This window comes from Acinetobacter sp. ANC_7682 (assembly GCF_056779795.1).
In genome coordinates this window covers 20,778-32,692 of sequence record NZ_JBWYIQ010000030.1, presented here as the reverse complement: position 1 = coordinate 32,692, position 11,915 = coordinate 20,778, and the positions used below count along the sequence as shown (strand labels likewise).

Here is an 11,915-nt window from a genome sequence, read left to right as displayed (position 1 = left end):
GGTAGGACATTTGATTTGTAGCGTTATTTTCATACCTCTATTTTATCAAAAGCCATATTGTTTTTTTCAGCATACTTTTTGAAACACCACCTGAAATCCTTCGCGTTTGGTATTATAAGTTCAATTGCATTAATCTCGACTGGCTGTGTTTTAACCACATCATTAGGCACTGTAGCTTCCGAACGCAAACAACTCATGATTATTCCGGAATCAGCTTGGAATAAAATTTCAAACCGTAGCTATAATAAATTTGAAAAGAAAGCGAAAACTAAGTCTTTGTATCTTGAAGATCCACGATTAAATCAAATTTTGGCACGTTTAATCCCACATGCTAATCAATATTTACGTGAAGGTCGTCAACCAATTCAATGGCGAATTAACGGTGTGCTCAGCAGCAAACCGAATGCCCAATCCTTTCAAAGTGGGCAAATTGTAGTTAATTCGGCTGTATATATGTTTGAAAACTTATCTGATGACGAGTTAGCCACCCTAATTGCGCATGAAATGGCACACATTATCCGTAATCATAGTCGTGAAAAGGCTTCTCGTTTCGCAGCAATGAATTTGGGTCTAATGGGTGCAACCATGGGAACTGGGGCTGCCATCGGGCTTGCAAGTGGTTTATCTGGTAATCAAACCAATATGTCTCATCGCCGTCATCTAGAAGAAGAAGCTGATTTGATTGGTTTAGATTTGATGGTGAGAGCGGGATACAATCACAATGCAGCACTCTCATTTTGGGATAAATTCGAAGCTAATCTCAACAAACGTAAAATGAATAAAGATCAATCAACTTTGTTTGCAAGTCATCCGAGCAATGACCAACGTAAAGCATTCTTAACTGAACAAGTCATGCAGATCGAGATGTATCAAAAGGATGTCAACCTTACTGCATTACGATAATTTAGTATAAATAATAAAGCCCAACACAATGTTGGGCTTTCTCATTTATGGATCAACAAATAGATCAACCATCAATTCTTCATCTGATGGTTCCACTCGATATTTTTCGAAATCAGTTTCACCTTTCTCTCTTAATATCTCTTCGTCGATCATCATACGACCCGTGATCGAACGTTTCTCACTCGTCAAGATTGCATACGCTGCATCAGCCATGATTGCTGGTGTCCGAGCCTTGCTAAATAACTCACGTCCACCGAGAGAAAACTCAATCGCTGCAGTTGCAATAATGGTTCTAGGCCACAAGGCATTAACACTTATTCCATAACGTTCGAATTCTTGATTCATTCCCATGGTCAACATACTCATGCCATATTTACTGATGGTGTAAGGAGAATGAACCGCAAACCACGTTTCTTTTAAATTTAAAGGTGGAGAGAGACTAAGAATGTGTGGATTTTGACTTTGTTTTAAATAAGGCAAGGCAGCTTGACTACAGACCATAACGGCGCGAGTATTCACTTGATACATAAGATCAAAACGATTTGGATCAAGCGTTTCAACCCCACTCAAATTAATCGCACCAGCATTATTAATGAGGACATCTATCCCACCAAAATGTTCAGCAGCCTGTTTCATTGCGGCTGCGACAGCATCTTGATCTCGTACATCAAGTTGGATCGCTAATGCTCTCCCACCAGCTGCTTCTATTTCTTTTGCAACAGAATGAATCGTACCACTGAGTTTCGAATGTTCAGTGCTCGTTTTTGCAGCAACCACAATATTTGCACCATTTTTTGCAGCTTTAAGTGCAATCTCACGACCGATACCTCTGCTTGCACCTGTAATGAACAGTGTTTTTCCTTGTAGTGACATAATCCCTCTGTGTTATTTTGTTTTTTGAGTTTTCAATGTACAAAAAAAAAGCACTTATGCAAAATTTCTTTATGAACCTCTAAGTCGTAGAAGCATACATTTTGCAATTACAAAATTAGAATTGTTTTGATAGCATGCTAAAAAATTTAAATAACATTCTGTTTTTATTAATTTTTAAAAAACCAACTATAGTTGCATTTTGTGCCAAAAATTCACCTTTGATTTTCAATCTTAATTTGTGTGAAATTTAAAAAGTGAAAATCGCGCTCATACGACTATTATTATTCTGAGATAAAAAAAAGCCCAAGGAGGAGTACAATCTTTGGGCTTAGTAAACTGAATATTTACATTAAAATAATATACCTAATTGATATAAAATAGAAAGCACTAATTTATTTTTTTAATATTATTTTAAAAATATTTTTATAATCAACAATATAATTAGATTAAGAAGTATAATTTTCTAAGATTTAACTTTATCTATCTCGTATCAACTGCGTTGATGCAATATTTTCGTAAATTGTTTGCTGCAATTGATCTCTGAATTCAATAAAATCTTGTTCTGTTTTGATATTTGAGATTGATTGTCGTGGTAAAAATTTGAAATAGAATGGGACTCTTTTAGGAATAATATTTTTGGGTATTGAAGGCAAGACATCACCTTGACGGAGTATTTTTCCAATTTTAGGTACAGCTAAAAGCTTTTTAAACCACTTTTTTTCAAGCAAATAATTGGCATCAAGTGCCAAATCAAATACTTCATCACCACCTACAGCTACAAAAGGTGCAATGTCGTAGTCAAATTCTTGAGCTAACTTTAAGAATCCGTAGCGCTCTTTCCATATGAGTTGATATTCTTCCCCTTTGCGCTTTACGACCTCACGCCCACCACCTGGAAACACTAGGATAGAGTATCCTTGTTGCATTGCATCTCTGGCGTATTCTCTTAGACCCTCAATTGCACCCATTTTATGAACCATATCTTTCCAATACGGTATTTTGAAATGAATGTGATCACCTAAACTCACAATTTTAATTTTGTGCTCTGTATATAGATAATCAATCAATATTGGCGTATCAAATACACCATAAATTGTATGATTACCCACATACATGGCAGGTCGATTAGCATTGAGATGTTCAACACCAAGAAAGGTCGGTTTAAAATAAAAACGTTGCAACAAACTACCATATCGGATCATTTTAGAATGGTGTTGGATTTGCAATGCTTTATTTTCCATTGAACATCTCTTTATCTAATTAAGCTACTCGCTTCTGAACCAGTATTGAACCAACAGAATAACCTGCGCCAAATGAACATAATACGCCGTATTCACCATCATTCACTTGATCTGCAGTTCGGTGTAACGCAATGATGACACCAGCTGAAGAAGTGTTTGCAAACTCGTCTAAAATGATTGGAACTAAGTCTGGATCTGCTTCAGCAGCAGCTTTACCCACAACCAGCTTTAAAATTAACTCGTTCATGCTGGCATTGGCTTGATGTAACCAGAAACGTTTAACATTCGTCGGTTCGATTTGGTTTTTCTCAAGTTGCTTTGTAATCATTTTCGCAACCAATGGGCATACTTCTTTAAACACTTTACGGCCATCTTGACGGAAGCGTTTATCATCCGCGTTGGTTGTTTCACTTGGATTCAAGAAACCAAAATTATTACGAATGTTATTAGAGAATTGCGTAAACAATTGCGTATCTAAAATTTCGAATCCAGTTTTAGAATCTGTATCTTCGATAATTGAAGCTGTCGCTACATCACCAAAAATGAAATGACAATCACGTGAACGATAATCTGTATGACCTGATGTGATTTCCACATTGACCAAGAGCACACGACGAGCACCAGACTTAATCGCATCATAAGCTTGTTTTAAGCCAAATGTTGCAGCAGAACAAGCAACATTCATGTCATAAGCATAACCTTGAATGCCTAATGCAGTTTGAATTTCAATAGCAACCGCAGGATATGCACGTTGCATATTTGAACAAGCCAATATTACAACATCAATGTCTTCAGCAGTTACACCGGCATTTTCCATTGCTTGTTTTGAAGCGATCACACCCCACTCAGCTTGAAGTGAAATTTCATCATCTGATCGTTCTGCTAAGTTTGGACGTAAACGATTAGGATCTAATACGCCTTCCTTCTCTACAACATAACGTGCTTTCACACCTGAAGCCTTCTCAATAAATTCTGCACTTGAACCACGGCGTGCTTCGATTTCGCCCGCAGCAATTTTTTCAGCATTCTCTTGATTAAACTTTTCTACATAAGCATTTAAACTTTCAACCAATTCTTCATTGGTGATGACATGTTCAGGATGGAATAAGCCAGTGCCTGTAATACGAATGCCCATGCAAAACTCCTTTTTGAGTAACTCAATATTTCAAATTAAAGCTATATTAACTGATTCCGAGACGTTCCCATACTTTTTGAATACGGTTTGGCGAAATAGGCATCTTGGTTTTCATCGGTTGAGAGAATAATGAGATTCTCAGCTCTTCAACCATAAAATATAACTCTTTCAATTTTTGATCATTTTTATATTTAAATAATTTATCCATCCAAGGATCGACTTGAGCAATCGCATCATCATCTCGTTTTAGATTATGAGGCAAACGATCAATCCTAATCAATAAAGCTTTAAGATAGCGTGGAAATTCAATCCACACATCTACAGATTTACTATAAGCAAAATCCGCTAGACTCATCAGATCAAGTTGATCTTCAATATCATCGATATTTTTACCAAATACATTGGCATCAATCATCATCAACTCGCGTCGAATTTGTTGCCATTGTACATAAATGTCATTAAAGGCAGCCAAGACCTTTTGACCATGCGTCAGGAAAGACTGCTTGACAGCCTGCAGAATTGTTTGGAAATCTTGCGCATCTACAGGCTCTTTTTCTAAAGCCATTTGCAATGTTGCGTAAACTAACATTTGTTCTAACTGAGCTTTATCACCCAAAGGGGAATAGGCTAATGCGAGTGGTTTAGAAATTTGTTTTTTAAGCTGTCGAATCAAATCACCTAGCTGCATATGAATCAGGCGAATAATACCAGCACGATGATGGCGTATTGCTTCGTGCTGATCATTAAACGTTTGAATGACAACACCTGACTCATCCTTTTGCTCAAGCTTAGAAAATTCCTTGCTTGGTACAAGTGCTTGATATTGTTTGACGACGACACCTGTGACTTTTTGCGATGCTTCAAACACAAAATGCTCAGGGAAAGTTTGATACTCACCTTTTAACTGCTTGACTGGACTATGCGTTTCAGTACGACAGCGTGCTTTTAATTCAGATAAATCGCGACCTTGCTCAATCACTCGTCCTTTTTCATCGATGACTTTAATGAGCGGTAAAAGATATTGTTCAATTCGATCTACATTAAAATCTTTTTCAGTGATCTGTTCGCCTCTCAATTGAAAAGCTAAAAAACTAAAAATATGCTTTTGTAAATCTTGCGCATCTATTTTGGACATCAGTTTACGCGCAGTATCTGGTATAGGTACCAAGCCACGACGCTTATCTTTTGGAAGAGCTTTTAATAGTGCTTCAATCAAATCAAGACGCCAACCTGGAATGCCCCATGACCATAAGTTTTCATCTACTTGTGGCAGGGCCTGTAGTGGAATCTTGACCGTCGCACCATCTTCATCATGGCTTGGGTCAAATCGATAACTTGCCGCTAAACGAAGGTCCCCATTACGTAAGTAATCAGGAAACTGTTGGGTAGTTGGACGATCGTTAAGCCATAAAGCATCGTCATCGATGAACAAATAACGTGGATTTTGAGGCTCAACTGTTGCACGCCAATCTTCAAAACTACGCCGACTCGCTACATCTTCAGGCACTTTTGCAGCATAAAACTGATAAATCGTCTCTTCGTCTACCACCAAATCACGACGTCGCAATTTATCTTCTACTCGCTCAACCTCTTCTAGTTTAAGCAAGTTATGTTTTAAAAATGGTGGTGTAATCCCCAGATGACCCGTCGTTAAAGCATCGCGAAGGAAAATTTCATGCGCCGTAGTTTGATCGACCTTTTCATAATTGATTTGACGCTTAGGCTCAATAATCAAACCAAACAGTGAAATTTGATCATATGCGTTAACTACACCTGCTTTTTTCGACCAATGCGGTTCAAAGTAATGATGTTTAACTAAATCACGTGCAGCTAGCAAAATCCACTCAGGCTCAATTTTCGCCAGTGTTCGTAAATACACCTGAGAGGTTTCTACCATCTCAAATGCCATGACCCATGGTGTATTGGTTTTGTGTAAGGTCGATGCAGGAAATATACGTGCCTTTTGTTGACGCACTGCCATGAATACATTGCGTTCATCTGTTTTATTTGCAATGAATGACAATAGTCCCGTGAGTAAAGCTCTGTGAAGATTTTCGTAACTGGTTTTCTTTTCATTAAAAGAAAGCTTTAAGCCTTGAGCAAGATCAACCAGTTGCTCATGTGTTTTTTTCCATTCTCTCAAGCGTAACCAACTCAAGAAATGATTACGTGCAAATGTGCGACGCTTATTTTCACTCATCTCCCGATTTGCAACCAACGCATCCCATAATTTGAGATAGAACAGAAAGTCAGAGTCGGCTTCACGAAACAAGGCATGCTTCTGATCCGCTTGCATTTGTTTATCAGCAGGACGCTCTCTTGGATCCTGAACAGCTAACGCTGCCACGATAATCAATACTTCATTGAGCGCCCCAAAATGAGCCCCCCCCAAAATCATACGTGCGAGTCTTGGATCAATTGGCATTTTTGCCATTTGTTGACCAATTTTGGTAAGAGAATCGCCTTTGCCTTGAAGTCCACCTTTATCTAAAGATGAGGCTGTTTTAGCCACAAGAGAAGGATTACTCTTTTCCGTCATCGCCCCGAGTTCAATCAGCAGTTTACGACCATCATTGACGAGACGATGATCAGGCGGTTCAATAAAGTCAAAATCTTCGAGTGTTCCAAGACCTAAACTCTGCATCTGCAAAATAACAGATGCCAAATTAGTACGTTTGATTTCAGGTTCAGTAAATTCGGGACGACTTAAAAAGTCTTCTTCTGAATACAGTCGAATACACACACCCGGTGCAATACGACCACAACGACCTTTACGCTGATTGGCTGCTGCTTGAGAAATCGCTTCAATCGGTAAACGCTGAACACGCGAACGGTAGTTATAACGAGAGATACGTGCAAAACCACTATCAATGACGTAACGTATGTTTGGAACGGTCAATGCAGTTTCCGCAACGTTGGTGGCAATAATGATACGCCGTCCACCACCTGCAGGATTAAAAATCTTTTGTTGTTCAGATAACGCTAGTCTCGCATACAAAGGTAGAACTTCTGTATGACGAGGTCCATGTTTGATTAAAGTTTCCTGTAGCTCACGAATCTCTTGTTCCGTACTGGCAAAAATCAAAATATCTGCGTGTTCAGGATGACCTTTTTCCTGTGCATCTTTGAAACATTCTTCAACAGCTGAGACTACTGCGCGCGGTAGGTTTTCTTCAAAGTCATCAAACTCATCATCATCACTCCCTACAATACTCATTTCAGAGATCGGACGATAACGCACTTCTACAGGAAAACTACGACCTTCAACCTCAAAGATCGGTGCGTTATTGAAGTAACTTGAAAAACGATTAACGTCTAAAGTTGCAGATGTGATGATGACTTTAAGATCTTTACGACGTGGCAAGAGCTGTTTTAAATAGCCCATGATGAAGTCAATATTGAGCGAGCGCTCATGTGCTTCATCAATAATAATGGTGTCATATTTGGTTAAGAAACGATCATGAGCCAATTCAGCCAGCAAAATACCATCTGTCATTAAACGAACGATAGAGTCCTGTGAACCCTGTTCGTTAAACCTTACTTTAAATGAAATAGACTCACCGAGTTTTTCACCCACCTCTTCTGCAATACGTTGCGATACACTGCGCGCAGCTAATCGTCGTGGCTGGGTATGACCAATTAACCCTGTTAAACCACGCCCCGCAAGCATGGCTATCTGAGGAAGCTGAGTTGTTTTACCTGAACCTGTTTCACCCGCAACGATAATGACCTGATGTTTTTGAATGGCCTCAATCAATTTGTCTGCATATTGGGTAACAGGTAAATCTTGATTAAGTTTGATATTAGGAATGCGTTGAATACGCTGTTGTACTTTTAAATTTGATTTTTCAAAAAGTTCTTGATATTGCTTTTCATTGGCATCTTTTCCTTTGCGTAGTCGATTTAAACGATGAAGATCTCGTGCCATCACCATTTGTTCTACATTTAACCCAATCGTTGCCAAGTTTTAGCCCTATATCAATTACGAAACGCTTTATTCTACTCATTTTCAAAAATTATCCCAAATCTGAATCGGACTATTTTTTTAGATTAAATGAGAATATAAAGCTTAAAATGATCTTATGTTGAAATAGAAACATGTCAGCCGTGTTATGTGACAATTCATACAATTTTTGAAATTTTCATGTAGCTTTTTATATTTTTGAAAAACTAAATCCAAAATAATGATGATTTTTTTAATATTTACCCTTGAATTTTCACTTCAGTGTCTTCATGTTGGTAGGCATGTGAAATTTTCTCATCCTGTCACGAATACATCATTTTGATGTGTTACAAGGAAGACAGATGACAAACTTAAATGGCAATCAATTTACATAATTCGGTTTTTCCGATTTTTGTAATGTAAAAATACCATTTCAGCACAGAACGAAAGTTCGATACTCTAATTGAAAATTAAAGACTAACCTCAATCATGGAGACAATGATGAGCTTAATTAATACTGAAGTTAAACCATTCGCAGCTACAGCTTACCACAACGGTCAATTTGTAGACGTGACTGAAGCTGATCTTAAAGGCAAATGGTCTGTAGTATTTTTCTACCCTGCTGACTTCACTTTCGTTTGCCCAACTGAACTTGGTGACCTTGCTGACAACTACGCTGAATTCCAAAAATTAGGCGTGGAAATCTACGGTGTTTCTACTGACACTCACTTCACTCACAAAGCTTGGCACGACACTTCTGACGTAATTGGTAAAATCCAATACCCATTAATCGGCGATCCAACTTGGACTCTTTCTAAAAACTTCGAAGTTCTAATCGAATCTGCTGGTCTTGCTGACCGCGGTACTTTCGTAATCGACCCAGAAGGTAAAATCCAAATCGTTGAAATCAACGCTGGCGGTATCGGTCGTGATGCTCAAGAACTTCTTCGTAAAGTTAAAGCAGCTCAATACGTTCACGCTCACCCAGGCGAAGTTTGCCCTGCTAAATGGAAAGAAGGCGATGCAACTCTTGCTCCTTCAATCGATCTAGTTGGTAAAATCTAATTTATTAGATAGCACTAAAAAAACCACGCTTTGCGTGGTTTTTTTGTGTTCAGTCCATCAAATTCTCAATCACCATCAATTCCGCGTAATCATCAATAATCCACACCCAATATTCAGCGTCATCGTGCAAAAATCTGGATCAGCTTTAACATCCTTTAAAAAACTTTGTATTTCAGCGGCGTGGGAAATCACTTTATCTACAAGTATTAGGCCATGTTCAGGATGTAGTACCTTTTTTAAATATTGCCAATAATCAGGATATGCATGTCGATTCGCATCTAAGATAATTAAGTCATACACATCGCCTTCATTAATTAATAAATCAATTGCATCACTGCTGATAAAATCAATAAGGTGATCTAAACTAAACTGTTTGGCGTACTGAGTCGCAAGTGCTGTTCTTTCTGAGTTTATATCAACCGTAGTCACTCGACCCTGATGCTCCGAAACCGCCTCCGCCATCCATAATGTTAAATATCCTGTCGAAGTTCCTATTTCAAGAATTCGTTTAGAGGTCTGGATCTTAATAAGCATCGAAATATAATGGGCAGATTCTGGTTTTATATTTCGATATCTCAGATCGCGATCAGTTTGATATGCATCATGTTGAATTAACTGCTGATATAAACTTTGCATTTGACTTAGAAATTCAGCATTCATGACATATTCTCATTGAATCGATTTCTATAAACTAATCAAAGATAAAGTCTTTACTATGACAATCATCATAATTTTTGAATCAATTTAAAACGTTCAATTTCACGATCATCATCCTCTAGATAAATGCTTTCTGTAAACATCGCTAATGGCCTTACCCATATTGAATAATCTCCATAAAGGCATTGATAGACCACAAGCTTTTCTTGAGTTTCACTATGCGTCGCTACATGAAGGACTTGATAAAGTTGTCCTTTATAGTGTTTATAAATGCCTCTCTCTAAGGTCATAATTGGTCCTCGCTCATATCTATTAAAATAATTTTAATGTAAATATCTGAATTCAAATTGCTTTTATACTTGAAAATTCAAGTTTTAACTCAATACTTTCATACATCTACACCAAAGACTTTGATTAAATTTATTTTTCCGATTGAATTTATAAAAACAAACTGTTTTATCTATTCAATCAATTGTCTTAGTATACCTGTATCGAATGAATTATTACTCCTTTGGAGACGTTAGCAATGTTAGATCAAAATACTTCAGCTCAATTAAAAACGCTTTTAGAACGCCTTGAAGGTCCAATCGAATTGGTTGCGACTTTAAATGATTCAGACAAATCTGCAAAAATCAAAGAACTTGTGGAAGAAGTGGCAGCACTTTCTCCATTCGTCACAGCTCGTTTTGATGGTCAAAATAAACGTGCGCCGAGCTTTGGTATTGCAAAAGCAGGTGAAGAACCGCGTGTCTTCTTCGCAGGTTTACCAATGGGTCATGAGTTCACTTCTTTGATTTTGGCATTGCTACAAACTTCTGGTTATGCACCAAAAGTATCTGATGAAGTATTGGTATCCATCAAAGCATTAGAAATCAAATCTGACTTTGACGTATTCGTATCTTTAAGCTGTCATAACTGTCCAGATGTGGTTCAAGCACTTAACTTGATCGCAATTTACAACCCTGGCACAACAGCAACCATGATTGATGGTGCATTCTTCCAAGACGAAGTAGAAGAACGCAAAATCATGGCTGTACCAATGGTGTTCCAAGACAACGAACATATCGGTCAAGGTCGTATGACATTGGAAGAAATTGTTGCGAAGCTCGATACTAATTCTGCTGCGAAAGATGCTGAAAAGCTCAATGCCAAAGATGCATTTGACGTGCTTGTGATCGGTGGTGGTCCTGCAGGTAACACATCTGCAATCTATGCCGCTCGTAAAGGTATCCGTACGGGGATCGTTGCTGAGCGCATGGGTGGTCAGGTCATGGACACCATGGATATTGAAAACTTTACATCAGTGCAAAAGACGCAAGGTCCTAAGTTTGCAGCTGAAATGGAAGCACATGTTCGTGAATACGGTGTCGACATCATGAACTTACAACGTGTGTCTGACATCAAAGGTGCAGATGAAACTGCCAACGGTTTAGTTGAAGTGACTTTAGAGAATGGTGCAAAACTTGAATCGAAAACGGTCATCCTGTCTACAGGTGCTCGTTGGAGAGAAATGAATGTACCAGGTGAGCAAGAATACAAAACACGTGGTGTTGCGTACTGCCCACACTGTGATGGCCCATTGTTCAAAGGTAAACGTGTGGCTGTGATCGGTGGTGGTAACTCTGGTGTAGAAGCGGCAATTGACTTGGCTGGTATTGTTGAGCATGTCACTTTAGTTGAGTTTGATACCAAACTACGTGCTGACCAAGTTCTTCAAGATAAATTGAACAGCTTACCTAACACGACTGTCATCAAAAATGCGTTGTCTACAGAAGTTGTGGGTGATGGCAAACAAGTCACTGCACTGAAATACAAAGACCGTGCGACGGATGAAGAACACACTGTCGAATTGGCGGGGATCTTCGTACAAATCGGTTTGTTACCCAACACGGATTTCTTAAAAGAAACTCAAGTTGAATTAACCAACCGTGGTGAGATTGTGATTAACGATCGCAACGAAACCAATGTAAAAGGTGTATTCGCTGCGGGTGACTGTACAACAGTACCTTATAAACAAATCATCATTGCCACTGGTGAAGGCGCGAAAGCATCACTGTCAGCGTTTGATTACATCATTCGTTCTGGACAGTAATTTCAG

General features: G+C 38.5%; 9 protein-coding genes. 3 read left to right on the top strand and 6 right to left on the bottom strand.

Features of this window, described 5'->3' with window-relative positions; genetic code table 11:
* Positions 1–195 precede the first annotated feature (195 nt).
* Positions 196–903: a M48 family metallopeptidase gene (locus AC1M9D_RS11435; RefSeq protein ID WP_481612218.1), complete on the top strand. Its 708-nt coding sequence runs from the start codon at positions 196–198 to the stop codon at positions 901–903.
* Positions 904–948: 45 nt separating this feature from the next.
* Here AC1M9D_RS11435 and AC1M9D_RS11430 read toward each other — a convergent pair whose 3' ends face one another.
* The 4 genes from AC1M9D_RS11430 to hrpA all read right to left on the bottom strand — a co-directional run bounded on the left by AC1M9D_RS11430 (position 949) and on the right by hrpA (position 8,086).
* Positions 949–1,776, bottom strand: coding sequence for an SDR family oxidoreductase (locus AC1M9D_RS11430; protein WP_481612217.1), 828 nt, complete (start codon positions 1,774–1,776; stop codon positions 949–951).
* 476 nt (positions 1,777–2,252) lie between these two features.
* Positions 2,253–3,017 carry a lysophospholipid acyltransferase family protein gene (locus tag AC1M9D_RS11425; protein WP_481612216.1) on the bottom strand — a complete coding sequence of 255 codons (765 nt, stop codon included), beginning with the start codon at positions 3,015–3,017 and terminating at the stop codon, positions 2,253–2,255.
* 19 nt (positions 3,018–3,036) lie between these two features.
* Positions 3,037–4,152 carry a beta-ketoacyl-ACP synthase III gene (locus AC1M9D_RS11420; RefSeq protein WP_035270185.1) on the bottom strand — a complete coding sequence of 372 codons (1,116 nt, stop codon included), beginning with the start codon at positions 4,150–4,152 and terminating at the stop codon, positions 3,037–3,039.
* Positions 4,153–4,198: 46 nt separating this feature from the next.
* Positions 4,199–8,086, bottom strand: coding sequence for an ATP-dependent RNA helicase HrpA (hrpA, locus tag AC1M9D_RS11415; RefSeq protein ID WP_481596681.1), 3,888 nt, complete (start codon positions 8,084–8,086; stop codon positions 4,199–4,201).
* A gap of 510 nt (positions 8,087–8,596) precedes the next feature.
* Here hrpA and ahpC point away from each other — a divergent pair.
* Positions 8,597–9,160 carry an alkyl hydroperoxide reductase subunit C gene (ahpC, locus tag AC1M9D_RS11410; protein ID WP_035270191.1) on the top strand — a complete coding sequence of 188 codons (564 nt, stop codon included), beginning with the start codon at positions 8,597–8,599 and terminating at the stop codon, positions 9,158–9,160.
* Positions 9,161–9,235: 75 nt separating this feature from the next.
* Here ahpC and AC1M9D_RS11405 read toward each other — a convergent pair whose 3' ends face one another.
* Both AC1M9D_RS11405 and AC1M9D_RS11400 read right to left on the bottom strand, forming a co-directional pair.
* Positions 9,236–9,820 carry an O-methyltransferase gene (locus AC1M9D_RS11405; protein WP_481593424.1) on the bottom strand — a complete coding sequence of 195 codons (585 nt, stop codon included), beginning with the start codon at positions 9,818–9,820 and terminating at the stop codon, positions 9,236–9,238.
* 65 nt (positions 9,821–9,885) lie between these two features.
* Positions 9,886–10,107, bottom strand: coding sequence for a DUF1653 domain-containing protein (locus AC1M9D_RS11400; protein ID WP_035270203.1), 222 nt, complete (start codon positions 10,105–10,107; stop codon positions 9,886–9,888).
* A gap of 236 nt (positions 10,108–10,343) precedes the next feature.
* Between AC1M9D_RS11400 and ahpF the strand changes: the two genes are divergently transcribed.
* Entirely contained in the window at positions 10,344–11,909 is a 1,566-nt protein-coding gene (gene ahpF, locus AC1M9D_RS11395) for an alkyl hydroperoxide reductase subunit F (RefSeq protein ID WP_481612215.1), read from the top strand.
* The last annotated feature ends 6 nt before the right edge of the window (positions 11,910–11,915 follow it).

Coding starts and splice junctions, on each gene's coding strand:
- AC1M9D_RS11425 (WP_481612216.1), bottom strand. CDS start 3,017: ATGGAAAATAAAGCATTGCAAATCCAACACCATTCTAAAATGATCCGA.
- AC1M9D_RS11435 (WP_481612218.1), top strand. CDS start 196: ATGATTATTCCGGAATCAGCTTGGAATAAAATTTCAAACCGTAGCTAT.
- AC1M9D_RS11400 (WP_035270203.1), bottom strand. CDS start 10,107: ATGACCTTAGAGAGAGGCATTTATAAACACTATAAAGGACAACTTTAT.
- ahpF (WP_481612215.1), top strand. CDS start 10,344: ATGTTAGATCAAAATACTTCAGCTCAATTAAAAACGCTTTTAGAACGC.
- AC1M9D_RS11420 (WP_035270185.1), bottom strand. CDS start 4,152: ATGGGCATTCGTATTACAGGCACTGGCTTATTCCATCCTGAACATGTC.
- AC1M9D_RS11430 (WP_481612217.1), bottom strand. CDS start 1,776: ATGTCACTACAAGGAAAAACACTGTTCATTACAGGTGCAAGCAGAGGT.
- AC1M9D_RS11405 (WP_481593424.1), bottom strand. CDS start 9,820: ATGAATGCTGAATTTCTAAGTCAAATGCAAAGTTTATATCAGCAGTTA.
- ahpC (WP_035270191.1), top strand. CDS start 8,597: ATGAGCTTAATTAATACTGAAGTTAAACCATTCGCAGCTACAGCTTAC.
- hrpA (WP_481596681.1), bottom strand. CDS start 8,086: ATGGTGATGGCACGAGATCTTCATCGTTTAAATCGACTACGCAAAGGA.